Here is a 24,834-nt window from a genome sequence, read left to right on the forward strand (position 1 = left end):
ACTGTTCATTGCAATCTCCGCATCTTTCACGAGACGGCACTGCTGCGCCGATTCATGGTCGACGCGATGGATCAGACCGGGGCGAAACCAGCCTGCACTGCAGGCATATACGAGCGGCGTTGCGTCCCCCCGATTTGACGTTCATCGCTCTGGGGTCGACGTTCGGGCTGAAGTGACCGGAAAGGAAGCGCAACCCTATGTTATTTATCATCCTCGCTTATCTGGGTGGTGTGCTCACGATACTGAGTCCCTGTATCCTGCCCGTGCTCCCCTTTGTATTCTCGCGCGTTGATCAGCCGTTCGTTCGTAGTGGCTTGCCGCTTCTGGCTGGTATGGCTCTGACTTTCGTGGCGGTCGCGAGCCTCGCGGTTGCAGGAGGGGCATGGGTCACGCAGGTCAATCAATATGGCCGCTGGGTTGCGACTGCGTTGTTTGGGATTTTCGGATTCGCGCTGCTGCTTCCCGTGTTTTCAGAGCGGCTCATGCGTCCCCTTGTGAACGTGGGAAACCGTCTTGCGAGATTTGGCGGAGACGATGGTGCGAATCCTCGAATCGTATCTTCGGTCATTCTTGGCATCGCGACCGGCTTGATCTGGGCGCCGTGCGCAGGGCCGATCCTGGGCCTTGTTCTCACAGGGGCCATTCTTCATCGGGCGAATGGAGACACAACCCTGTTACTGCTTGGATACGCGGCGGGAGCGTCGACCTCGCTCGCGATCGCCTTGATGATCGGAGGGCGCGTGTTGGCCGCGCTGAAGCGCTCCTGTGGGATTGCCGAGGGTTTCCGGCGGGCAATTGGCGCAGCAATCCTGCTCGCCGTCGCCGCGATCGCGTTGGGGCTCGATACGCGTGTGCTGGCGCATATTCCGGCAGCTACAACGGCAGGCATCGAAGAAAAACTCGTCGATCGGCTGTCGCGTGGCCCAACAGCGTTGAAGAATCTTGCCGCTAACGATGACGCGCCCATTCAGTCGCCCGTGACATCGCGGGAGTCTTCGAACGCATCGACTGCCGACCCTCTGGTCGAGGTCAGGAATGCATCCATGCTGGCACCATTACCGGTTGAGGGCAAGATGCCGTCGCTGTCTGGCGCGGTCGACTGGCTGAATTCACCGCCTTTGAAAGCGGACGACCTGCGAGGGAAGGTTGTCATCGTCAATTTCTGGACCTACTCGTGCATCAATTGTCTTCGCACGTTGCCTTATCTGAAAGCGTGGTCGAAGAGATATCACGACCAGGGACTCGTTGTCGTCGGCGTGCATGCCCCGGAATTTGCGTTTGAGCACAGCATCGGAAATGTGAAGCGGGCCGCATCTGATCTGGGAGTCGACTACCCGGTCGCCATCGACAACAACTATGCAATCTGGCAGGCGTTCGGCAATCAATACTGGCCAGCGTTCTACATCATCGATGCTCAGGGCCGTATCCGATATCACCACTTTGGAGAGGGTGAATACGACAAATCGGAGCAGGCAGTCCGCGAGTTGCTATCCGAGGCGGGCCACTCGAAGCTGCCCAGCGCAACTGGTGCAGCTGGCGCGAGCGGTTCGCAGGCGGCGTCGGACCCAAAAGATCTGCTTTCGACTGAAACCTATGTCGGTTACCAGCAGGCTCAGGGTTTCGCGTCAGTCGAAGCGGTACTGCCTGATGAGCTTCGCACTTACACCTCTCCTGCCACGATGTCGCTCAACAACTGGAGTCTTGGCGGACCGTGGAAGATCGGCGCGGATCGGGTGCAACTCGCAACCGCACCAGGAAAGATCGTGTATCGATTTCACGCTCGTGATCTGCATCTGGTGTTGGGGCCGGCTTCTGACCGGAAGCCCATTCGATTCCGCGTGACTGTCGATGGTGGCCCGCCGGGAGCATCGCACGGCGCAGACGTCGCGGCCGATGGCAGCGGCGTAGTGGATCGCGAGCGTCTGTACCAGTTGGTGCGACAGGCAGGCCCGGTAAGGGACCGGACATTTTCCATCGAATTTCTCGATCCAGGCGCCAGTGCCTATTCATTCACGTTCGGCTAGATCGTCGCAACCTCGAATCTGCCCGTCGGTATCGTCCTGTGCGGGCAGAACCGCCTTTATTGATTGCGCCTTTGCGCGAAAAAGTTCTGGATATGAACCTCGTGGAGGCTTGCGGCTTGACACCCGAAGAGTTCCCCAGAATACAGAAGGTGATCGTGATGCTCCGCAACAACCTCGTCAAGGCCGTGCACGAAGGGGAATGATCGTTTGCGCGCTGCATTGTCGGATCCGTTTGGGCAGTAACAGGAGACGATTCCATCTGGGCTTCGATGGTCGCGTTTGCACGCAACTTCCAGAGAAAATGTGTTTTTACGCGGTGTATCAAATGAGGAGAAGCGGTCTACTGGAATGTCTCGGCGTCCGGCAAAAGCAAAGCGGGGTTCTTTCAATCCACGCCTCCGACCCGCATGCACCATGGTTTTCCGGGCGATCCGGGCGCAGCCGGAAACATTCCGCGGCAAGACGATAACGTTCGTGGGTTATCAATCCGGGCGATACCCCCATCATCACAAACCGCGGGTGCTGTCGTGAAATGTTGATAAGCTCATTTCCACGCGATGAGTCAACAATCAGGGCGAAGTGGATCGCAGCAACGCACGTATCTGAGTCCGTCATCATCACGTTACTTGATCTGGAACATCGGGCGGCAGCGTCGGCTGCCATCGAAGCGCGGTTTCGCCTGTCAATGACGGGTGTCTTGTTGTGTCGTGTCCGGTTGCTTCATTCGAAAGGACAATTGCGCGCAGCAGGCAGATCTTGCATTCACCCCTCATACAACGAGGTAACTGATGGATCGGCTCTACACAACGGACAATCCTGCAAGCACGCGCCCGGGCGCCGCTCAATCCGCCGAGCGGGGCACCTATGCCGAGCGCAACGCTCAGTACTGGCGTAGAAACCTGGTGATCTGCGTGTTCGGGTCGTTCACGACGCTCGTCAGCCTGAGCATGCTGCTGCCGTTCCTTCCGCTTTACGTTCAGCAACTGGGGGTGACCTCGACCTCGGCGGTTGTGCAGTGGTCAGGCGTCGCATTCGGCGTCACGTTTCTTGGCACGGCGGTGACTGCGCCGATCTGGGGGCAGCTTGCAGACAGGTATGGCCGCAAGCCGATGTTGATCAGGGCGGCGGTAGGAATGGCGGTTGTCATGTCGACTATTGGTCTTGCGCACAACGTCTACGAACTGGTGGCGCTGCGCTTCGCCGCCGGTCTCGTAGGGGGCTATGCGTCTGCGGCGATTGTGATGATCGGCACTCAAGCTCCGAAAGAGCGCTCGGGTTGGGCGCTGGGTGTGCTGTCGACCGGCGTGCTCGCAGGTAATCTGGTCGGTCCGCTGGTTGGTGGCTTTCTGCCGAACCTGATTGGGATTCGTGGTGCATTCTTCGCAGCGGGTGGCATGATTTCGGTGGCTGCGATCCTGACGATTACGTTGGTCCGCGAAGACTTCAGCAAGCCTCCCACGCGCGAATCGAAAGCCGTCAAGACTGCCGTCGCGGCGCAGCGCCAGAACTATGCGACGATGGCCGCCTTACTCGTGACGGCGATGATGGTGTTGCTTGCAAACATGTCTATCGAGCCGATCATTACTGTATACATCGGCCAGCTTGGTGTGAGTCATGACAGGCTGGCTACCGTTGCGGGGATCGTGATGGCCTGTTCTGCATTCGGCAGCATGTTGATGGCCGCACGGCTTGGCGCACTCGCAGATCGCATAGGAGGCTGGAACGTCATTATCGGGTGCCTCATCGCGACTGGGCTCGTGATGATCCCGCAGGCGTTCGTCACCGAGTGGTGGCAACTCGCCGTGCTGCGTGGTTTGATGGGCATGACACTTGCCGGTTTGTTGCCGTCCATTGCCAAGCTTGTACGTCATTCGGTCGACGAAAGACAGTCCGGAAAAATGCTCGGCTATCTTCAGTCCGCGCAGTATGCGGGCCAGGTTATTGGCCCGCTCCTCGGTGGGGCGATCGGCGTGCATTTCGGCATGCGCTGGGTCTTCTTCGTGACGGGCGGGGTGCTGATTGCCTGCGCGATCGCCGACCGGTGGGCGAAGCATCAGCAAGCGCCGGCGGCGATGCAGCCGTGACAACGTGGGGTAAAGCGCAGTAGATGGTGCAAAAGGCCGGCGCGGGTAGTCCTTCCTGCGTCGTCTTATTTCCCGGCCGACGCCGCGAGGCTATCTTCGAGCATGGGTGTCCCGATAAGCGCGCCGTGAATGCCAATGACGCTCACGATTTCCAGCACTTCCATGATTTCGTGCGCGGTCGCTCCGTGCCGGATCGCGTTGCGCATATGCGTTTTGATGCCCGGCTTGTACAAATGGGTGGCTGCCGCATCCAGCGCACAGAGCACGAGCTCCTTTGTTTTTGCATCGAGCTTGCCGGTGCGCCAGGGGATCGCGGAGAACTCAAAGTAAGCCTCGAACATATCGGGATCAAGTGTTAGCAGCGCGCTCCATGACGCATCCCAATACCCTTGTTCTTCAGTGAAGCGTCGCTTGAGCGCCTCCTGTCTTTCGTCGAGAAGCGCCGCGCCATTCGTCAAGCCTTCTTCTTCCAGAACCTCGAGCAGGATCGGAACCCCTACGTTCGATGCATGGATGCCGACTGTGCTGGTTAGCTCGAGTACTTCCATGAGTTCATCACGTGTGGCGCCGAATTCAATCGCCGCCTTGATATGCATCTGGATGCCAGGCGCGAACAGGTGCGTCGATGAGGCATTGACGGCAACGTAGATGAATTCTTTTACCTTGTTCTCAAGGTAGTTGTGCGTCAGGGGAACCGCCGACAGCTTCAGATAGGCTTGCAGAAACTCGCAGTCCATGCGCAGGATGCTCTCCCATTGCGGAGCCCACGTATTTCGGACACGGATGAACTCATCCTTTATCGCTTGTTGCCTGACAGTCAGAGCCATGTCTATTCCCCAGATCGAGATTGATCAACCGGCATCCGCACGATGCTATTGCGTTCGATAGTACCGGATTGAGTGTCGCGTTGCCGCGATTGACTGTTGCCGATGAGGCGAAGCTGTCAAGCACATATGTACGCGGTGCAACGAAAACCCGCGAGCGTTATCGAGCAGCCGACGTGTTCAATGTGTCGGACATTCCGGATCGAAACGATAGAGGTCGTTGGCTATCGATTCGAGCGATACCCCTATCATCACAAACCGCGCGTGCCCTCCCTGAAACGTTGCTAAGCTTGCACATACGCGATGAGGCAATAATCGAAGCGAAGTAAATTCGGGTAACGCTGGTATCTGAGCCTGTCGTCATCACGGTACGTGATCCTGAACGTCGGGAGGCAGCATCGGCTGTCATTTGAAAACCCGGTTCCGCCTGTCGATGACGGGTGTCCTGGTGCGTCGTGTTCAGTTGAATTGATCGATAGGGCCGGTTTGTGCAGCGGGCAGATCTTGCAATTCACACCGCGAGCTGCTGCCCGTGCGGTTTCGGACCTTCGTCGATTTTTGTACGGAGTTTTTCCGGTTGAATGGTTCCACGCAAGCAGCAGATATGAGCGCTGTGGCGTTTGCGAATATGGAAGGGTGAACTGCGATGAACAATGCTGCCCAGCGGGTGTTTCTGATTACAGGCGTAAATTCTGGCTTTGGCCGGGCGTTTGCTGAAGCTGCACTGGCCGCCGGAAACGCCGTCATAGGTACAGTCAGAAGCGAGGCCGCAAAAGCGGAATTCGAGAAGCTGCATGCAGGCCTCGCTCACGGCGTGGTTCTCGAGGTAACCGACTTTGCATCGATTGAGCCAATCGTTCGAGGCGTCACGGAGCGCGTGGGGCCGGTCGACGTTCTCGTGAACAATGCTGGATATGGCCATGAAGGAACCCTTGAGGAGTCACCGCTCGATGAACTGATCCGCCAGTTCAACGTCAACGTGTTCGGAGCCGTGGCGATGATCAAGGCGGTGCTTCCGTCGATGCGTGTGCGGCGCACGGGTCACATCGTCAACATCACGTCGATGGCCGGCTTCGTGACATTCCCCGGTATCTCATACTACAGCGGCAGCAAGTTCGCTCTCGAGGGGATCTCGGAAACACTCGACAAGGAAGTGCGCGGTTTTGGCATCAAGGTAACCGCTGTCGCACCAGGCGCATTCCGGACTGATTGGGCCGGCCGCTCGATGGTGCGCACGGAGCGCAGAATAGACGACTACAACCCGGTCTTCGACCCGGTTCGCCGGGCCCGCATGGCAAAAGACGGAAGGCAGGCAGGCGATCCGGCAAGGGCTGCCCAGGTCCTTCTGGATATCGTCGGGATGGATAAGCCGCCGGTTCATCTGCTGCTCGGCAATGACGCTCTGAGCGTGGTCCGGGATAAGTTGTCTGTGCTGAGCACCGAAATAGACAAGTGGGAAGCGGTTTCGAAATCGACTGATTTCTCGTGACCGGATTGCGGGATGCCCGGAGTCGGTCTGCCCGCCTGCCGGTTGACCGGCGATTTCCTCGAGATGAACAATCGACAGGTATTGTCCCCGAGTGAGAATCTCACCGAGCGCGAAATGGACCTCTCATCGCTAGAAATATTCTGTGCAGTCGCAACGCAGCGAAGCGTCACTCGGGCAGCGCAGCATCTGGCGCGGGTCCAGTCAAACGTAACGACACGGGTGAAGCTGCTCGAGGAGGAACTCAAGGTTCAGCTCTTCTCGAGAGACGGCAGGAAGATGACCTTGACGCCTGACGGGCACCGAATGTTCGCCTACGCACAGCGCCTGCTTTCTCTCGCTGAAGAAGCGCGTCAGGCAATGACGCCGGATCAACCCACGGGTCAGTTGCGCATTGGCGCGATGGAAAGTACCGCAGCGACGCGTCTGCCGGCGCTTCTTTCGTCGTACCACAGCAGATGGCCGCAGGTTCATCTGGAACTGTCGATCGGTACATCCTGTTCACTGGTCGACGATGTGGCGAACAGCCGGCTGGACTGCGCGTTTGTCGCCGAGGCGGGTTTCGATGGCTTTCCGGAACCTGACACAAGGTTTACCGAGCGCGGATTGAAGGCAACACGGGCATACGCGGAAGAGATGCTGTTGGTGCTGCCGCCCAACCACCCTCCTGCAAGCCGGCCGGAGGACCTCAAGATAACAACGCTGGCTGCATTCTCCAGGGGCTGCACGTATCGAAGCGTGCTCGAGCGATGGTTGAGCACCAGGGCGTTTGAGGGAGACAATTACTGGAACGTGATGGAGTTCGGGTCGTACCACTCAATCCTCGCGTCCGTAGCGGCGGGATCGTGTTTTGCGCTTTGCCCGAAGTCGATACTGGATGTGCAGCGCGCCCCGATCGATGTCCGGACGCAGGAAATTGCCACGATCGATACCTGGCTGATCGCGCGTTCGACGTACGTCAGCAGCGCGTACGAAGCGTTACTTCGATCCGTGGAAGCCCGACGGCACTTTCCAACGGGAGGTGTCATCGCTCAGGAGGCGCTCGACAGGAGCACGAAACGTATGTCATTGAAAGACCATGCAGCGCCAGTTTGACGACCTCCTTCTGGGCAGTATCGAACTGTTCTGTCTTGCCGCGGAACTGGGGAGTTTCACGCTCGCTGCTACGGCTGCAAGCGTCACGCCGGCTGCGGTCAGCCGTTCAGTGGCGCGGCTCGAAAAACGCCTGGGTGCACGCCTGTTCGTGAGGACGACGCGGCAGATCCGGCTGACGGACCTTGGAAAGCGGTACTTCGAGCAGTGCCGGCAGGCGCTGGGCCAGCTCGCGGATGCGGAGCGCGAAGCGACAGGGCAACAGACAACCCCGGCTGGCGTCTTGCGAATCAGCATGCCAACGCCGTACGGTCACTATCGTGTTCTCCCGCTGTTGGCGGACTTCCGTGAGCGTTATCCCGATGTCACCGTCGAAACGCACCTGAGCAACCGAAACATCGACTTTGCGGATGAAGGCTACGATCTGGCGATCCGGGGTCGCGCTCCGCAGGATTCCAGTCTGATCGCGCGAAAGCTCGAGGACTCGGAGCTGGTCGTCGTGGCATCACCCGCGTACCTGCGCAGAGCTGTCGCCAGACTGGACACGCCGGACGATCTGATTAACCACGACTGCATCCAGTTCGAATTGCCGAGTACCGGTCGCAACCTGGCCTGGGATTTCAAGCGGGATGGCGAATCCGTCGAGATGGTGACGCGCGGAGGGTATGGCTCATCAGGCGATGCGCTTGCGGGGGTGACCCTGGCTCGATATGGGGCAGGGGTATTCCAGACCTATCGCTTCATTGTCGAGAAAGATATCGCGGACGGAACGCTCAAGGAACTGCTCAAGCCGTATGGGGGGTGTTCGAGGCCGTTCATCCTGCTTTATCCGCACTCACGGCATCTGTCGTCGCGTGTGCGCAGTTTTGTGGATTTTCTGATGCAAAGACTGGGGGCCTAGGCGGGCGAGCAGAACGTTTCGATCAGTGGACTGTGAAGCATCGGGTCTGCCGGGTTTGCTCGCCAAGGCGAGCGAGACGTCCGCATAACAGACGTTTAACGAAGCCGGACTCCGACTGGTGTTCTGATTGACGCACAGGATCGGGTAGACGGCATTGGCGACAAACCCAATTTGAAGAGGAAGCGAGATGAGCAACCAGACGGACAAACGAGCGTTACTGAGTTTGCTGAACATCGAAAAGCCGATCATTCAGGCGCCAATGGCTGGCGTCAGCACGCCTGCACTGGCTGCTGCTGTATCCAATGCCGGGGGCCTGGGCTCTTTGGGGGTGGGAGCGATGAACGCTGAGGGCGCGCGCAAGGTCATCAAGGAGACGCGGGCACTGACCGGGAAGCCTTTTAACATCAACGTTTTCTGTCATAGCCCTGCGGTGGCGGACGAAGCAGTCGATCGCCAATGGTTGAGCTGGCTCGCGCCGCTGTTCGAAAAATACGGAGCCAAGCCGCCTGCGTCGCTGTCGGAGATCTATACGAGCTTTGTTGCGGACCCGGCCATGCTGGAGGTCTTCCTCGAAGAGAAGCCAGCGATTGTCAGCTTCCACTTCGGTTTGCCACCCTCCGAAGTCATCGCTGACCTGAGAAAAGCCGGCATCAGGCTGCTGGCCTCGGCGACGAATCTGAAGGAGGCTGCTCAGGTTGCCGCAGCGGGTGTCGACGCAATTGTTGCCCAGGGCATCGAGGCGGGCGGACATCGCGGTATCTTCGACCCGGATGCGTTTGACGACCGGTTGGGCACGTTTGCTCTGACTCGCTTGCTGGTTAAGGAATTCGATCTGCCGGTCATCGCCGCTGGCGGCATCATGGATGGCGCCGGGATTGCGGCGGCGCTGGCGCTCGGTGCTCAGGCCGCTCAGCTCGGAACCGCCTTCGTTGCCTGCCCGGAAACGTCGATTGACGAAGGTTATCGCCGTGCGATGCTTGGAGCCCCGGCGCGCCAGACAACGTTTACGGCAGCGATCTCCGGGCGGATCGCGAGAAGTATGGTGAACAGATTCACCGAACTCGGTGACGACGCGCAATCGCCTAAGCCGCCCGTGTATCCGGTCGCGTACGACGCAGGAAAGGCGCTTCACGCGGCAGCCAAAGCGAAGGGAGAGTTTGGATACGGTGCGCAATGGGCAGGGCAGGCAGCCGCTCTGGCAAGGTCATTGCCTGCGGCTGAACTGTTCGCCCAACTGGAGGGCGAGCTGCGGGATGCTGTCAGACAGTTGCAGCAGTTTGCGGGCTGACGGGTCTTGCTATAGGGCTAGACGGTAATCGTCGACACGCCGGCTATCCCGCGCGTGTCGATTGCCTCAATGCATGCCTGTCCTTGCCGTTCACCCCTTGCGGAACATAGGCGCGCCCCGTGGCGCGCCGGTCATGCCACCGTCGACGACGATCTCCGCCGCCGTCGTTCCCGAAGCATCGTCGGACGCGAGGAAAAGCACAGCCGCCGCAACCTCTTCCGGCATAGCGAGGCGACCCAGCGGAATGCTGGGCGCGAACGCCTCTTCGACCTGATCGATGGTCGCTCCGGCTCTTGCGCCGCGCGTCCAGATCGGCGTGCGCGTGCCGCCCGGGATCACGGTGTTCACGCGGATGCCGCGCTGAACGAGTTCGGACGCAAACACCTTCGCCATCCCGGTGACGCCAGCCTTGGTGGCGGAATAAGCGGCGGACCCCGGCGAGCCTAGCTCGCGCATCACCGAACCATTCAATATGATCGAGCCGCCCTCTTTCATCAATGGGAGGGCCGATTGAACCGTGAGAAAGACAGCGGTGAGATTGGTGCGAAGTATCGCGTTGAACGCCGCCGCTGTCGTGCCACCGAGGGGAGTCGGACCTGAGATCCCGGCGTTGGCGAAAACGATGTCGAGCGAGCCGAAGGCGTCCTCGATCTGTTTGAACAGCGACTCGACCCCGGCTTCATCGTCGAGGTCGGCCTGTATGCCCAGCGCGTTTTCGCCGAGCTCGGACGTTGCCGCGTCCAGTTTCGCACGATCGCGGCCGGTGATCGCAACACGGGCGCCCTCGGCGATCAACCGCCTCGCCGTGGCAAAGCCAATGCCGCTATTGCCCCCGGTCACGAGAGCTGTCTTTCCAGTAAAACGCATCATCCTTCTCCTGTGTATTACGCCGCGAAATCGCGCCGAAAGCGACGCCGGCTGGCGGCGCAAGAATCTGTCACGCGGCGCAGAAAAGCAGCCGCATTCGAACCTGCATGAACGTCGACAACATCGAAATTCTGTATGTTGATCATCATGCTCAAATTCAGTATTATGCTCGTCATGCAGATTGTCAAGCGCTACGGGGCGCTACGAGGCGAAAAATGGGTTATTCGCAGGCACAAAAGGCTGAGAGCAGGCAGCGCGTTCTGGAGACTGCGTCGCGACAGATTCGCGAACACGGCATCGAGGCGCTCGGCGTCGCTGATTGCATGCGCAGCGCGGGGCTGACGCATGGCGCGTTCTACGGCCATTTTTCTTCGCGTGATGCGTTGATCCTCGAAGCGCTCGAGCATGCGGTCCGTCAAAGCGAGAAGCGCCTGGCGTCCCATCCAACCGAGCCTGGCAAGCGTACGGAAACGCCGCTGCAATCCATCGCAGAGGCCTTCCTCAGTGAGCGTCACGTGAAGAATCCCGGTAGCGGATGTGCGTTGTGCGCACTCGCTGGAGAGGCGCGACACGCGAATCCGGACGTCAGGGAACGACTGACCGGATACGTGCGCAAGCTGGAGTCACGAATAGCGCGGGCCACGTCCAATGCTAGCGGACATTCGGCGCTTGGCATTGTCGCGACCATCGTGGGGGCAATTACGCTTGCGCGCGCCGTGGACGACGACGAACTGGCGAAGTCGATTCTGTCCGCCTCGCTGGCGCTCGTCATGACGCAGGACGCCGTCGGCGCTGTAGCGCGTTAGACGCGCATTGCAAGATTGGCGGGACTGATTGTTTTCAGGTCGCACGCTCGCTTCGATGCCATGCGTTAGGTCGAGAGAAAGACCGTGCGGTCCTGGTCCCTGCCTGACACTTCTGCAGCCAGAGACATGGCAACGCGACACCTCATCGTGAACAAGCCCGACGGCGATAACACCGCAAGTATCAGCTGACGAGCGAGGCGCATCGACCGCCGGGTGCTGCCATAGGGCGCGTGCTATGCTTCAGGAACGCATCGGCGCTCATCGTGGCAGACCAGTATCCGCGTTATCGACGGAGTACGTGCCGTCTCAAACGCTGCATCGGTCGGAGCAGAACTGAGCCGTGCGCGACCGCGATCTCTGACCATGGACTATCGTCATCTTCAAGAACGCAAGAGCATGCACGGTCGCATCGTGCAGGAACTTGGCATGGATATCGTGAGCGGCAAGCTGCAGCCGGGACAGCGGTTGCCTGCGGAAGCGGTCCTGTGCGAGAGCTATGGTGTCAGCCGCCCGGTGCTGCGCGAGGCGACACGCGTGCTGGTGGCAAAAGGACTGGTCGTGTCGAAACCGCGTGTCGGCAGTGTCGTGAAGCCGCGTGCGGACTGGCATATGCTCGACCCCGACGTCCTGTACTGGACAATCAGCAGCGTTCCGGAAGGCGAATTTTTCAGTTCGCTATTGACGGTGCGCCGCATCATCGAACCTGCAGCAGCGGCACTCGCCGCCACCGCGGCGACCAGCGACGAGGTTGCGCGCATCGCATCCGCCTATGACCGGATGGAGCACGCGCAAACCGCCAGCGCGCTGCTGGATCCGGACCTCGAGTTTCATCGCGCGATCATGACGGCGACACACAACGACATGCTGGCGTATATAGGCAACATGTTGTCGCTCGCCCTGTCGGAGTCGATCAAGCTGACGAGCCGCCATCCCGATACCCATGCGCTGTCATTGCCACGGCACAAGGCGATCCTCACGGCCATCCAGAACCGCGATCCACTGGGTGCGCGGCACGCCAGTCTGGTCCAGCTCGAGAACGCCCGCGCGGATGCCGAGAGCATCCTCGAAGTCGGCAGCCACCACCCCGCGTAACGCTCGCCAGGGGTACGGCGCTTGCATCCGTCAGTGCGAATGTCGCGGCACGTCTGCGCCGCGGCAGCCTACCAGGAAGTCGAAGTCACACCCCTGATCGGCCTGCAGAACGTGCTCGACGTAGAGATGACGGTAGCCGCTCGCATCGGCTGGCGCCGTTTGCTGGCCTTGTTTCCATGCAGCAAGGCGCGCGGCCAGTTCGTCGTCGCTGACATCGAGATGCAACTGCCCCGCATGGCAATCCAGTTCGATCCAGTCGCCGTTCCGTACGACCGCAAGCGGGCCGCCCGCGCGCGCCTCGGGCGCCACATGCAGCACCACCGTGCCATAGGCGGTGCCGCTCATACGCGCGTCGGATATACGCACCATGTCCGTGACGCCTTGTGCGAGCAGCTTCGGCGGCAGCCCCATGTTGCCCACCTCGGCCATGCCGGGGTAGCCCTTGGGGCCGCAGTTCTTCAGTACCAGAACCGAATCGGCGGTCACGTCCAGGTCTGGGGCGCCGATGCGTGCCTTGTAGTCTTCAAGGTTTTCGAAGACCACCGCGCGCCCGCGATGCCGCAGCAGCGCCTGCGTGGACGCGGAGGGCTTGAGCACCGCGCCATTGGGTGCGAGGTTGCCGCGCAGCACGCACAGGCCTCCGTCGGCGACGATCGGTCTGTCGAGCGGGCGGATGACTTCATCGTTGTAGAGCGGGGCGTCCTTGCAGTTGTCCCATAGAGACTGGCCGTTCACGGTCAGCGCATCCGGATGCGGCAGCAGGCCGGCTTCGCCAAGGCGCCGCAGCACCGCTGGCAGACCGCCGGCGTAATAGAACTCCTCCATCAGATAGCGGCCCGACGGCTGCAGATCGACCAGCGTCGGCGTGCCACGCCCGATCCGGGTCCAGTCGTCGAGTTCGAGCCCGACGCCGATGCGGCCTGCGATCGCCTTTAGATGGATCGCCGCGTTGGTCGACCCGCCGATGGCTGCATTGACGCGGATCGCGTTCTCAAATGCTGCGCGGGTGAGCAGTTTCGACAGACGCAGGTCCTGAAGCGCCATCTCGACGATGCGCATGCCCGACATGTGGGCGAGCACGTAGCGGCGCGAATCCACCGCGGGAATCGCTGCGTTGTGCGGCAGCGTGACGCCGAGCGCCTCGGCCATACAGGCCATCGTGGAGGCGGTCCCCATCGTATTGCAGGTACCCGCCGAACGCGACATGCCGGCTTCGGCCGACATGAAGTCGTGCAGCGAAATCTTGCCGGCCTTCACCTGTTCGCTCAATTGCCAGACTATTGTGCCGGAACCGATGTCGCCGCCTTGATGCTTGCCGTTGAGCATTGGGCCGCCGCTCACGGCGATCGCCGGTACGTCGCAGCTTGCGGCGCCCATGAGAAGCGCCGGTGTGGTCTTGTCGCAACCCACCAGCAGGACGACCGCGTCGATCGGATTGCCGCGGATCGACTCCTCGACATCCATGCTCGCGAGATTGCGTGTAAACATCGCGGTCGGGCGCAGGTTCGATTCGCCGTTGGAGAACACGGGAAATTCGACCGGAAAGCCGCCAGCCTCCAGTACGCCGCGCTTCACGTGTTCGGCGAGCTTACGAAAATGTGCGTTACATGGCGTCAGCTCCGACCAGGTATTGCAGATCCCGATAATTGGTTTTCCGTGGAATTCGTGATCAGGGATACCCTGGTTCTTCATCCAGCTGCGGTACATGAAGCCGTTCTTGTCGGTTGAACCGAACCATTGGGCAGAGCGCAGCAGGCGTTTGGCGTCCTTCATGTCTGTCTCCTCCTGGATCTGCCTTGATAGTAATACTATTAAAACGGCACATAGTGCAGATCGCTATCGGGAACGTTCGAGCCACGGCCGGCGAACAGGTCCGCGACCGGTCCCGCATTCGTGCTGCCGGCCGCGATCAAATAGTCGGACTAGTTAAGGGTATACATCGATTAATAGGTAAAAGTGCGTGATATAGCATTTTCCGCAGGGTCGTCAGGCGCACGCGCATGCACACGTGGTTCGTGAGGTGTGGTGATGCCCGGCACCGGCGCTTTCCCGGCCTGCGCCGTCATGCACAGTGAGTTATTCAATAACTGAGAGACTGGAGGATGACATGGCGCAAGAGCAGGAAGGCAAGGGCGAAGTGCAGGTCATGCGTCGCGGATTGCTGCAGGGTGCGGGCCTCGGCGCCGCACTGGCGCTGCTAGGCGGAGCGATTACGCCGGCACAGGCTGCGGAAGCGGGTCCGTTTCCGGACCACAAGCGCTGGAAGATCGTATTCGTCAACCATGTCACGACGAACCCGTTCTTCGTTCCGACGCAATATGGCATTCAGGACTCCACGGCTTTGCTCGGGATGGACTATCAGTGGACCGGCTCGGCCAATGCTGACATTGCCGAGATGGTGAACGCGGTCAACGCGGCAATTGCCGGCAAAGCCGACGCCATCGCCGTGCCGATCGTCGATCCGAAGGCGTTCGACAAGCCGATCCAGGCGGCGCTCGACGCAGGCATCCCGGTGTTCGCCTATAACGCCGATGCCCCTCAGGGCTCGTCGAACCCTCGTCTCTCCTACATCGGCCAGGATCTGTATCTGTCTGGCTATCAGATGGGTGAACGCATCGTAAGCCTCGTCGATAGCGGTCTGGTCGGGCTCTTCATCGCGACGCCAGGCCAGCTCAACATTCAGCCCCGGCTCGACGGCGCGGTCGCGGCGATCAAGAAATCGGGCAAGAAAATCGACGTGCAGACCATCGCGACGGGTGCGACGGTCAACGAGGAGCTCTCGAAGATCAAGTCGTTTTACCTCGGCCACCAGGACCTCAAAGGCATGTTCGCGGTCGATGCGGGCAGTACCCAGGGCGTCGCGGAGGTGATGAAAGAGTCCAACCTGCCAGCCAAGGGCGTGCATGGCGGCGGCTTTGACCTGTTGCCGCGCACGGTCCAGCTGATTCACGAAGGCTTCCTCGACTTCACGATCGATCAGCAGCCTTACGTGCAAGGTTTTTATACGGTGGTCCAGGCGTTCGTCTTCCTGTCGTCCGGTGGGCTTGTCGGACCCGCCAATGTCAACACGGGCCTGAAATTCGTCACTAAAGGCACGGTCGAACCCTACCTGAATACCTCGACACGCTATGAAGGCAAGAGCACGAAGCCTCAGATCGTGCCGCGCACGGGTGCGATCAAGGGGTGACGTCTTCTGTGACGGACACTAAAAAATCCAGCGGACGATCGGGACTCTGGTCCCGGTCGATCGTGCGGTCGAGCGAGATTCGCATCCTCGCGGTTGCGCTGATCCTCAGTGCCTACTTCGAGGCAGCCAACCATGATTTTCTGCTGACGGGGGCCAGCCTCCAGAACCTGTCGCAGTTCATCGCCCCGGTTGCGCTCATTGCCTTTGGCGAAATCATGCTGATGATTGGCGGGGAGATCGATCTTTCCGCCGGGATGGTCTTCGCGTTCGCGCCCTTCGTCATGCATTTCGCCCACGAGGCCGGCTTGCCCGCCGGGATTGCGTTGCTGGCCGGCGTGCTTGCGGCCGGCCTCGTCGGGTTCATCAACGGTGCCGTGACGGTGTACCTGCGGATCCCATCCTTTGTCACCACGCTCGGTACGCTGTTTTTCGTCAACGGCTTCACGTTGACGATTTCACGAGGCACTCCGGTTTCACCGCCCGAGAGTGCCGGTTTCGCGGCGTTCATGGGGGCGTGGGGCTACAGCGAAATCATCTGGGCGATCGCGATTGCCGCCGTCATGCACGTCCTGCTCCGGCATACGCGCTGGGGCTTGCACACGATCGCGTCAGGGGCGAATCCGCTAGGCGCGAGCGAAGCGGGTATCCATATCAGGCGCCTGAAACTCGGCAACTTCGTTATCGCCGCGGTGCTCGCGGGCTTCACCGGAATTCTGGAGGGGTTCCGGATTTCTTCGATCGATCCGCAGGCAGGGGGCAACCAGATCATGTTCCTCGCAGTCGCCGCCGCGGTGATCGGCGGCACGCCACTTGCCGGCGGCTCGGGCACGATCATCGGCGGTCTGATCGGCGCAGCAGTCCTTGGCATTCTGAATGACGGGTTCACGCTGATCGGCATCAATGCCTTCACCTTCAACATGATTCTCGGTGCTGCGATCCTGGCCGCCATGATCTTCAACATCCACGTCGTTCGTCTGGCACGCAAGGGAGAGTTGTGATGTCGGACGTGTCGGAGGCGCTGCGCGTCGAAGATATTGTCAAGCGCTTTGGGGCGGTCACGGCGCTCGATGGCGTATCGCTGACGCTCAGGCAGGGGGAGATCCTCGGCATCCTCGGCGATAACGGTGCGGGCAAGTCGACGCTGATCAAGATTCTCACCGGGTTTCATCAGCAGACGAGTGGCAGGCTTTTCCTGGGCGGCGAGGAGACGATGCTTCGCTCGGTTGATCACGCCCGTTCGCTTGGCGTTGAATGCGTCTACCAGGATCTGGCGCTGGCCAATTCCCTGAGCATTTATCACAACATGTTCCTGAATCGGGAGATCATCCGCCCAGGCCCGTTCCGGCTGTTGAACAACCGCGCCATGCGTATCCGCGCAGCGGAGTGTCTCGAAGAGATTGGCGTGACCGTGCCGTCGGTCGATCTGCCGGTCGAGCAGCTCTCAGGTGGTCAGCGACAAGCCATTGCAGTCGCGCGCGCGGTCAATTCGAACGCAAGGATTCTGCTGCTGGACGAACCACTCGCGGCGATGGGCGCCCGCGAGGCGGGGCTGATCATCGACCTGATCTTGCGGCTGAAGGCAAAGGGCGGTTTGTCCATCATCATGATCATGCACAACTACGCGCAGACGCTCGATATTGCGGACCGCGTCATGCTGATGCAGCGAGGGCGCGTGACGTATCAGCGGGAGGCGGCGAGCACGTCGGTTGAGGAGTTGATGGATATCGTGCGACGTGAATATCGGGCGATGCGGACGATGGGGCGGTGAGGGGTTTGGCAGATCTGTTCAAGCCAACCGGGGACCGACGGACGGCGAAGCTGACCGTCGGTCCCCGGTTGATCGAGGCGGCGGGCGCCGAGGCAGGCTCACTTAGCGCCGTAGATATCGAAGTCGAAGTACTTCCTGTTGATCCGTGCGTAGGTTCCATTCGCGAGCACGGCAGCCAGTGCCTGATTGAATGCATCACGCAACGCGACGTCCTCCTTGCGAAGGCCAAGACCATCGCCAGGGCCGAAATACTTCGGATCGTCCAAAGCCGCACCGGCAAACCTGTAGTCCTTGCCCTCGGGCTTGTTGAGAAAGCCTTCGCTCGCTTCTATCGATGCCTGAAATGCCGCGTCCAGCCGTCCCGAGATCAGATCTGTGTAGACCTGATCCTGGTTCTGGTAAGAGACGATCTGCACGCCGGCCGGCTCCCATTTCGCTCTCGCGTAATCCTCCTGGGTCGAACCCTGTTCGACGCCGACGCGCTTGCCCTTTAGCGAGGCGGCGGTGGGCAGCAGATCGGAGTCGCGCTTGACCACCAGCCGGGCCGGTGCGTTCGAGATCTTGTTCGTGAACGCGATCTGCTGCATGCGCTTCGGCGTGATGCTCATCGACGACGATATCGCGTCGAACTTTCTCGCCAGCAGTCCGGGGATCATTCCGTCGAAGCTCGTTTCAACCCATACGCACCGCGCACGAAGTTCCGCACAAAGCGCGTTGGCGATATCCACGCCAAAGCCGGTCAGCTTGCCGTCCGGCGTCTTGAACTCCAGCGGCGGGTACGTTGGATCCACCGCCAGCCTGATTTCCTTGCCGGACCAATCGGCGGCACCCGCGCCGCCGGTCAACATCATCAAAGCGAACGGGATCGCCGCAAGCGTCTTCTTCATGTGATTCTCCTTAATGTCGTTTGTTGAACGGGTTGTGTGCCGGGCGTATCGTTCATGCCAGAAATCGCTCGGCCAGCTTGACCCAATAGCTGGCGCCCACCGCCAGACAGTCGTCGTTGAAGTCATAGCCGGGGTTGTGTAGCGCGCAACTGCGCTCGCCGTCCCCATTACCGATCACGAGGTAGCTGCCAGGACATTGTTCGAGCATGCAGGCGAAGTCCTCGCTGGCGGTGAAGGGTTCGAGATCGTCGATGATCGCCTGCGCGCCGAGACACTCCACCGCCACCTGGCGCGCGAAGTCCGTTTCTTTAGGGTGATTGATCAGCACCGGATGACAACGGAAGTAGTCGATCTCCGCGTGCGCACCGAAACTTGCAGCCTGCCCGTGCACCAGTTCGCGAATCCGGCGTTCGAGCAGGTCGCGCACATCCGGTGCAAGCGCCCGGACGGTCAGTAGCATCTCCGCCGACGGCGGGATCACATTCGACGCGACACCCGCATGAATCGACCCGACGCTGATAATGGCCAGATCCCGCGGGCTTACGTTACGCGACACGATGCTTTGCAGCGCCGTCACGATCGACGCGCATACGACGATCGGGTCAATGGTCTTGTCCGGCACGGCGCCGTGTCCGCCCCGACCCACCACGCGAACGGTGACGGTGTCGGCAGACGCCATGAATGCGCCGCTGAAAAAGCCCAGGTGGCCTGCCGGATAACCCGGAACGTTGTGGAGGGCGAAGATGGCATCGCACGGAAAGCGTTCGAACAGGCCGTCTTCCATCATTGTTTGCGCACCGCCGAGGCCTTCTTCGGCGGGCTGGAAAATCAGGTTCAGCGTGCCGGAGAACGCTCGCGTTTCCGCCAGATACCTTGCTGCGGCCAGCAATGTAGCGGTATGCCCGTCGTGGCCGCATGCGTGCATGACGCCGTCGTTACGGCTGGCATAGGTCAAGCCTGTCGCCTCGCTGATGGGAAGCGCGTCCATATCGGCGCGCAATCCAAGGGATGGTCCCTGTCCGTTCTTCAATGTGCCGACCACGCCGGTTTTGCCCACACCGTGCGTGACCTGGTATCCCCACTTGCTCAAGCATTCGGCGACGAGTTCGCTGGTTGCCACCTCCTGAAAACCCAGCTCCGGATGCGCATGAATGCGATGGCGCAAGCCGATCATTTCCTTTTGAATCGCGGCGATGCCGGGCAAAACGCAGTCTTGAACCATTGACGAATTCCTTTGGAGAGTGGACCGGTTCTGTCGTCGCACGACGCCCTCAGGTGTTCGGACGACGCAGATGTGTGCACTGGTCGGAATGCTAGTCAGCGAAATATCGAGCGGGAAGCCGCAGTTTTGTTATCCTGACAACCGTTTGTTGTCAGGGTGGTTTCGTGAAGCTTCATCAATTGCAGGCGCTGGTCGCGAGTGCGGAAACGGGCAGCATCAGAGCGGCCGCGCGTTCATTGGGGATTTCTCAGGCCGCTGTCACGCGCGCACTGCGCGAACTTGAAGCCGCTGAGCAACTGCCGTTGCTGATACGCGCGCCTGAAGGGATCAGCTTTACCGAATATGGCAAGGCGCTGTTGACGCATGCGCGGCTCGTCCTCAATCAGATGGAGCACGCGCAGAACGAACTGGCCAGGCTACGCGGTCGGGCGGAAGGACGGCTTAGTGTCGGTGTCACGCCGTGGATTACATTGACGTTTCTGGCCGAGACGGTCTTGCTGTTCCGCAAGCGAATGCCCGATATTCAGCTGGAACTGTTCGAGAGTCTGATGGCTGTCGCGCAGCCGCTCTTGCGTGCGGGCGACATGGACTTCGTGATCGGGCAGTTGGATCCGTCTATTGTCACGCGGGAGTTTTCCTGCGAGCCGGTCTTGAGCTACGAGACGGCCGTGATGGTACGCCAGGGACATCCGCGGCAGGACTGTCGCTCAATTCACGATTTACTGGACCAGGACTGGGCGCTGAATTTCGCGCCGGACGGGCAGGACGCGCTCATCGATTATCTTTTTACGCGCCATGGTGCGCAAATCGACCCGCGCCGCATTGTGCGCGCGCATTCACTGGGGACGCTCCAGACCCTGGTCGAACGGGCCGATATGTGCACGTGGTGCCCTGCCATTCTAAAAGTGGCGCCGCCGTTCAAGGGGCACCTGGCAGTTCTGGCGTTGAGGGAAGCATTCGAGCCTAGACAACTGAGCATTGTCACCCGGCGCAACAGCACGCTGAGCGGAGCGGCCTCGTGCTTCATCGAGTGCCTCCTGCAAGTGATCCGCCGACACGCAAGATCGGCGAGGAAAGAAGATCTTGTGCTATTTGACACCTTGACGATGCTCGTTTGACCTCGCACCTGGGATGGGTAGCGCGTCGGAGACGCGCATCGGTTGGCCTGTGCATTCGCGAAAGACATCCGGCCGTGCGATCCGCCCGGCAGCGGACCTTCTTACGCCGTCCGCGTCGGTCGCATGCTGCGCGTCATTCCGCGCCGCGGACGATGCGCAGATCGCGCTCGACGGCGTCGCCCAAGGCTTCAAGCGCTTTCTTGTACGCGTCGCTTTCGTATGCGGTGACTGCCTGCTCGTAGGTCGGAAACTCAACCACGACCGTCCGCTCCTTCAAACCTTGCTCATGAGCCTCTTCGGCGACTCCCCGTACGATGAATCTGCCGCCAGCCGCTATCAAGGCGGGCGCTGCCAACTGTGCGTACGCTGCCAACCTCGACGGGTCCTTCGTCTTGCGGTATGCGGTCACCCAATATCCCTTGCTCATTTAAATCTCCTTGTGTTTCGAGGCGATCAAGCAGTCGCTGTCTTGCAAACCAGCAAAGTGGCAATTATGTCACTTGCCAGCATTCCCGTTTGTCCGCGTGCGCGACGATCATCGCGTTCGAAGCAAGGTATCGCAAAGCACCCATCACACAGGTGGCTGGCGCACCCTGTGCTCAAGCCTGCACTCGGGTAATCCCTACAAAATACTTTCATATTTTCGTCTATCTTACGTTGTGTAAGAATTTGGGGCGGCGTAGGAATCTGGTCAACAACGTCGTCATACAGGCGATCTGCACATCACTTCGTACGAGTGGGCAGTGGCAGGTGAATGCGAAGCTGTCGGCGACCTGGTCGTGGCGCAAGGAGAAGGTTCGATGGAAGTGGGCAAACGCATCGAGAGTGCCGGAGGGGCCGTCGATCAACCAGCATCGAGTGTCGAGCGATTCCGGCAGTGCGTGCATGGCGAGGTCGTCCTGCCGGTGGATGCTGGATATGAGCGCGCCCGTAAGGTGTGGAACGGTGCAATTGACCGCCGACCAGCGATCATCGTCTATTGCGCCGACGCGAATGACGTCATCGAGGCGGTTGACTTCGCGAGGTCGGGCAACTACGTTGTGTCGGTTCGCAGTGGCGGCCACAACGTGGCGGGTCTGTCGGTGTGCGACCAGGGCATCGTGATCGATCTTTCGCGCATGAAGCGAATCGAAGTCGATCCCGTGCGCCGGATCGCACGTGCGGAAGCCGGCCTGAACCTGGGCGAGTTCGACGCGGCGACGCAGGCTCATGGACTGGCGACGACAATGGGCGTCAATAGTGACACCGGCATAGCCGGGCTGACTCTGGGCGGAGGTTTCGGCAAGCTCGCCCGCAAACATGGGCTGACCTGCGACAACCTCATCGCCGCCGAAATCGTGACGGCAGACGGCCAGTTGCACCGGGCAAGTGCTTCCGAAAACACCGACCTGTTCTGGGGCGTACGCGGAGGCGGCGGCAACTTCGGTATCGTGACCGCATTCGAATACCGGCTTCATCCAGTTGGGCCCATGATCCTCGCGGGCTCGGTGTCTTACCCGTACGGTCAGGCACGCGACGCAATGCGGTTCTACAGGGATTTTTCCGGCAATGCTCCAGATGAGCTGAGTCTGGACGCGGCGCTTGTTACGGCGCCGTCCGGCGAACAGTTCTTCAGTGTCTCTGCATGTTATATCGGCCCCCTTGCGCTGGGCGAGCGCGTCATCGGACAGCTCAGGGAATACGGCACGCCGGTGGAGAGCCGCTTCGGTCCAGTGCCTTATCTGCAGATCCAGACAGCCAGTGACGGCATCTTCCCGCGGGGGCGGCGCTATTACTGGAAAGCCCAGTTTCTGGGCGAACTCACCGACACCGCCATCGACACAATGCTCAGCGTCTACGCGAACGCGCCCTCCGTCTCATCACTGCTCGTGTTGCAGCAGGTTGGTGGGGCGATCGCGCGGATCTCAAAATCGGAGACGCCCTATGTGAACCGTGATGCGCTATACGACTGCTTTCCGATTTCGATCTGGGACGATCCCGCCGACGACGACCTGAATATCCGTTGGGCGCGCGACGTATGGGACGCAGTCAAACCGTTCTCCACTGGCGGGGTCTATGCGAACAACCTCGGCGAGGAAGGTGAGGATCGGGTGCGCTCTGCCTACGGCGAAAACTATCCGCGGCTGATGGAACTGAAGAAGAGGTATGACCCGACCAATTTCTTTCGCCTTAACCAGAACGTTCGACCCGCGCCGCGGTAGGCCGATGGCTCGATGCCGCATCGATGGCCACGGGCGCCGTGGCTCGCGTAAGTCGCGGCGATGGCCGCGTCCGTGCCATGCCTGAATTCGAGCGACGGCGCATACAACAGCAACACCAGAGCTGAATTGACGAGGTGCATATGTGGTATCACGACCATGCCATGCAGGAGCTGTCGCATATCGAGACCATGATTGTGCAGCTGGAGCGCCTGATTCGCTGCCACGACATCAACCCGTCGGCCACGGTGACGACACCGGCCTACTGGCGCGCGCGCATCGATACGGTGCTGGCGACTCCGGGGTTGCCTCGCGCACTGGGCAGGCGCGCTTCGATGCTGTTGACGAGGCTGGACGGCCTGCCCGCCGCTTCGCGCAAGCGTTGAACGCAATCGAATCGCGATCGGCCGCGAACCCGGCATAGGTAGCCGCGCGTCCCGCTGACCAGTACAGTTCTTATCGAATTGTATCTTCAGGATTTCCGTCTGATGGATCATGCTAGTCGGACACGTTGATAGCGAACCATCATGCATCCCGACCTGAAACACGATCTCGACCGTATCGCCCAGATTCTGTCCACGACGCAGGAATACGCGGCTCAGCTGCTTGCCACTGTGGATGACCGACCGGTTGCGCAGGCACCTAAAGCGCCCGCATCGATGGCCTTGCCGGCTACAGGACGAGGCTTCGATGCCGCCCTCGCCGACTTTCGCGCAAGATGGGCGCCGGGATTTTCAGGCAGTGCCGGGCCGCGTTATCTGGGATTCGTGACCGGCGGCACGACACCTGCCTCGCTGGCAGGCGACTGGTTGACCGGCGTTTTCGACCAGAATCCAACCTCCGGCCTCGACTCACTGGCCCCGGATCTCGAGCGTGAGACCGTAGCGTGGATGCGGGAGATGTTCGGTATATCGACTGCGCACACAGGGACGTTCGTCAGTGGCGCGACCATGTCGAACATGGTGGGACTGGCCATCGCGCGCGAATGGGTCGGCGAGCGATCGGGCGTATCCGTCAGTGAGCAAGGTCTGGCCGCACTGGGATCTGTGCGTGTGTTGTCGGGAGCGCCGCATTCGAGCATCTACAAGGCGGCATCCATGCTGGGTCTCGGACGGCAGGCCATCCAGCGTGTACCGCTATTACCCGGACGTGAGGCAATCGATGTGGTCGCGCTGGATGAAGTGTTGACCAGCCTCGCGGGCGCCTCAGCGATTGTCGTTGCCAACGCCGGCACAGTGAATACCGTCGACTTCGACGATCTGGATGCGATTGTTGAACTGAAGGGCCGGCACGATTTCTGGTTGCACGTCGATGCAGCCTTCGGTGGATTCGCCGCATTGACTGCAGAGCACGCACACCTCGTGCGCCTGCTTGACGCGGCAGATTCGATTTGCATCGACTGCCACAAGTGGCTGAACGTGCCTTATGACAGTGCGCTTCAGTTCACGCGGCGTCGCGATCTGCAGGTACGCGTGTTCCAGAACAACGCGTCTTATCTTGGGTTTCCACAGGGGGAACCCGATTTCGTGCACCTCACGCCCGAAAACTCGAGACGTCTGCGGGCACTCGCGGCATGGTTCGCCCTGGCTAGCTACGGTAAAGCAGGGCATCGTGACATCGTCGAACAGAACATCGCCGCGGCGCGTGCGCTGGGAGAGCGTATCGCCAACGAACCGAGACTCTTGCTACTGGCGCCGGTTCGAATGAACGTGGTCTGTTTTACGCTCGCCCATGAACCGGGTGAAGAGCGAATTCAAACGCTGATAAGGCGTCTGCGCGACGATGGGCAGGTATTCCTGTCGCCCACGGTCCTGCACGGCACGTGGGCTATCCGTGCCGCATTCAGTAACTGGCGCACCAGTGAAGAGGACGTCGAACGCGTATTCGCTGCGATTACGAACGCACTTTAAAGAAGCAATAGCGCCAGTTTTTCTGCCGGTGCGTGAGCAGGCCCGGGAACTCGCGGGCCTGCTCACCACCCGCGCGGCGG

Annotated in this window: 22 protein-coding genes; 15 read left to right on the top strand and 7 right to left on the bottom strand. The window is 60.4% G+C overall.

Features of this window, described 5'->3' with window-relative positions; genetic code table 11:
* Positions 1–197 precede the first annotated feature (197 nt).
* Both P3T23_RS13005 and P3T23_RS13010 read left to right on the top strand, forming a co-directional pair.
* Positions 198–2,024, top strand: coding sequence for a cytochrome c biogenesis protein DipZ (locus P3T23_RS13005; protein ID WP_429316563.1), 1,827 nt, complete (start codon positions 198–200; stop codon positions 2,022–2,024).
* 788 nt (positions 2,025–2,812) lie between these two features.
* Positions 2,813–4,108 (top strand): MFS transporter, encoded by a 1,296-nt coding sequence (locus P3T23_RS13010; RefSeq protein WP_429316564.1) that lies wholly within the window; start codon positions 2,813–2,815, stop codon positions 4,106–4,108.
* Positions 4,109–4,173: 65 nt separating this feature from the next.
* Here P3T23_RS13010 and P3T23_RS13015 read toward each other — a convergent pair whose 3' ends face one another.
* Together P3T23_RS13015 and P3T23_RS13020 are read right to left on the bottom strand one after the other, a co-directional pair.
* The gene (locus P3T23_RS13015) at positions 4,174–4,935 is read right to left on the bottom strand and encodes a carboxymuconolactone decarboxylase family protein (protein ID WP_429316565.1); all 762 of its coding nucleotides are present in this window, start codon (positions 4,933–4,935) and stop codon (positions 4,174–4,176) included.
* 508 nt (positions 4,936–5,443) lie between these two features.
* A complete protein-coding gene (locus P3T23_RS13020; protein WP_429316677.1) occupies positions 5,444–5,728 on the bottom strand; it encodes a hypothetical protein in 285 nt (94 codons plus the stop codon).
* Here P3T23_RS13020 and P3T23_RS13025 point away from each other — a divergent pair.
* From P3T23_RS13025 to P3T23_RS13040, 4 genes are all read left to right on the top strand, one after another.
* Positions 5,609–6,421 carry an oxidoreductase gene (locus P3T23_RS13025; protein ID WP_429316675.1) on the top strand — a complete coding sequence of 271 codons (813 nt, stop codon included), beginning with the start codon at positions 5,609–5,611 and terminating at the stop codon, positions 6,419–6,421. The two genes, P3T23_RS13020 and P3T23_RS13025, sit on opposite strands and share 120 nt — an antisense overlap.
* A 12-nt stretch (positions 6,422–6,433) precedes the next feature.
* Positions 6,434–7,513 (top strand): LysR substrate-binding domain-containing protein, encoded by a 1,080-nt coding sequence (locus P3T23_RS13030; protein ID WP_429316566.1) that lies wholly within the window; start codon positions 6,434–6,436, stop codon positions 7,511–7,513.
* Positions 7,497–8,411: a LysR family transcriptional regulator gene (locus P3T23_RS13035; RefSeq protein WP_429316567.1), complete on the top strand. Its 915-nt coding sequence runs from the start codon at positions 7,497–7,499 to the stop codon at positions 8,409–8,411. The genes P3T23_RS13030 and P3T23_RS13035 overlap by 17 nt, the downstream gene beginning before the upstream one ends.
* 187 nt (positions 8,412–8,598) lie before the next feature.
* On the top strand, positions 8,599–9,699 hold the full coding sequence (locus tag P3T23_RS13040) for an NAD(P)H-dependent flavin oxidoreductase (RefSeq protein ID WP_429316568.1): 1,101 nt from the start codon (positions 8,599–8,601) through the stop codon (positions 9,697–9,699).
* A 90-nt stretch (positions 9,700–9,789) separates the two neighbouring features.
* Here the strand turns inward: P3T23_RS13040 and P3T23_RS13045 are convergent, their stop codons facing one another.
* Positions 9,790–10,566, bottom strand: a complete 777-nt coding sequence (locus P3T23_RS13045) for an SDR family NAD(P)-dependent oxidoreductase (protein ID WP_429316569.1) — start codon at positions 10,564–10,566, stop codon at positions 9,790–9,792.
* A gap of 215 nt (positions 10,567–10,781) precedes the next feature.
* Between P3T23_RS13045 and P3T23_RS13050 the strand changes: the two genes are divergently transcribed.
* Both P3T23_RS13050 and P3T23_RS13055 read left to right on the top strand, forming a co-directional pair.
* Positions 10,782–11,372 carry a TetR/AcrR family transcriptional regulator gene (locus P3T23_RS13050; RefSeq protein WP_429316570.1) on the top strand — a complete coding sequence of 197 codons (591 nt, stop codon included), beginning with the start codon at positions 10,782–10,784 and terminating at the stop codon, positions 11,370–11,372.
* A 363-nt stretch (positions 11,373–11,735) separates the two neighbouring features.
* Entirely contained in the window at positions 11,736–12,464 is a 729-nt protein-coding gene (locus tag P3T23_RS13055) for a FadR/GntR family transcriptional regulator (RefSeq protein ID WP_429316571.1), read from the top strand.
* A gap of 30 nt (positions 12,465–12,494) precedes the next feature.
* Here the strand turns inward: P3T23_RS13055 and P3T23_RS13060 are convergent, their stop codons facing one another.
* Positions 12,495–14,237: an IlvD/Edd family dehydratase gene (locus P3T23_RS13060; RefSeq protein ID WP_429316572.1), complete on the bottom strand. Its 1,743-nt coding sequence runs from the start codon at positions 14,235–14,237 to the stop codon at positions 12,495–12,497.
* Between the two features lie 334 nt (positions 14,238–14,571).
* On the opposite strand from P3T23_RS13060, the gene P3T23_RS13065 reads away from it, so the two are divergent.
* Genes P3T23_RS13065 through P3T23_RS13075 form a run of 3 tightly spaced genes read left to right on the top strand, consistent with a single transcriptional unit; the run spans position 14,572 to position 17,419 of the window.
* Entirely contained in the window at positions 14,572–15,651 is a 1,080-nt protein-coding gene (locus P3T23_RS13065) for a sugar ABC transporter substrate-binding protein (RefSeq protein ID WP_429316573.1), read from the top strand.
* A gap of 8 nt (positions 15,652–15,659) precedes the next feature.
* Entirely contained in the window at positions 15,660–16,649 is a 990-nt protein-coding gene (locus tag P3T23_RS13070) for an ABC transporter permease (RefSeq protein ID WP_429316574.1), read from the top strand.
* Positions 16,649–17,419, top strand: coding sequence for an ATP-binding cassette domain-containing protein (locus P3T23_RS13075; RefSeq protein ID WP_429316575.1), 771 nt, complete (start codon positions 16,649–16,651; stop codon positions 17,417–17,419). Before P3T23_RS13070 ends, P3T23_RS13075 begins: the two co-directional genes overlap by 1 nt.
* A 98-nt stretch (positions 17,420–17,517) precedes the next feature.
* Here the strand turns inward: P3T23_RS13075 and P3T23_RS13080 are convergent, their stop codons facing one another.
* A complete protein-coding gene (locus tag P3T23_RS13080; RefSeq protein WP_429316576.1) occupies positions 17,518–18,306 on the bottom strand; it encodes an ABC transporter substrate-binding protein in 789 nt (262 codons plus the stop codon).
* A gap of 52 nt (positions 18,307–18,358) precedes the next feature.
* Entirely contained in the window at positions 18,359–19,528 is a 1,170-nt protein-coding gene (locus P3T23_RS13085) for a M20 aminoacylase family protein (RefSeq protein WP_429316577.1), read from the bottom strand.
* A 164-nt stretch (positions 19,529–19,692) separates the two neighbouring features.
* Here P3T23_RS13085 and P3T23_RS13090 point away from each other — a divergent pair, with 164 nt between their 5' ends.
* A complete protein-coding gene (locus P3T23_RS13090) occupies positions 19,693–20,646 on the top strand; it encodes a LysR substrate-binding domain-containing protein (RefSeq protein ID WP_429316578.1) in 954 nt (317 codons plus the stop codon).
* A 133-nt stretch (positions 20,647–20,779) separates the two neighbouring features.
* Here P3T23_RS13090 and P3T23_RS13095 read toward each other — a convergent pair whose 3' ends face one another.
* Entirely contained in the window at positions 20,780–21,073 is a 294-nt protein-coding gene (locus P3T23_RS13095) for a DUF1330 domain-containing protein (RefSeq protein WP_429316579.1), read from the bottom strand.
* 316 nt (positions 21,074–21,389) lie between these two features.
* Between P3T23_RS13095 and P3T23_RS13100 the strand changes: the two genes are divergently transcribed.
* From P3T23_RS13100 to P3T23_RS13110, 3 genes are all read left to right on the top strand, one after another.
* Positions 21,390–22,847, top strand: coding sequence for an FAD-binding oxidoreductase (locus tag P3T23_RS13100; protein WP_429316580.1), 1,458 nt, complete (start codon positions 21,390–21,392; stop codon positions 22,845–22,847).
* A 140-nt stretch (positions 22,848–22,987) separates the two neighbouring features.
* Positions 22,988–23,230: a hypothetical protein gene (locus P3T23_RS13105; protein ID WP_429316581.1), complete on the top strand. Its 243-nt coding sequence runs from the start codon at positions 22,988–22,990 to the stop codon at positions 23,228–23,230.
* A gap of 141 nt (positions 23,231–23,371) precedes the next feature.
* Positions 23,372–24,754, top strand: a complete 1,383-nt coding sequence (locus tag P3T23_RS13110) for a pyridoxal phosphate-dependent decarboxylase family protein (protein WP_429316582.1) — start codon at positions 23,372–23,374, stop codon at positions 24,752–24,754.
* Positions 24,755–24,834 lie beyond the last annotated feature (80 nt).

Source organism: Paraburkholderia sp. GAS448 (assembly GCF_050435685.1).
Taxonomy (GTDB): Bacteria; Pseudomonadota; Gammaproteobacteria; order Burkholderiales; family Burkholderiaceae; genus Paraburkholderia.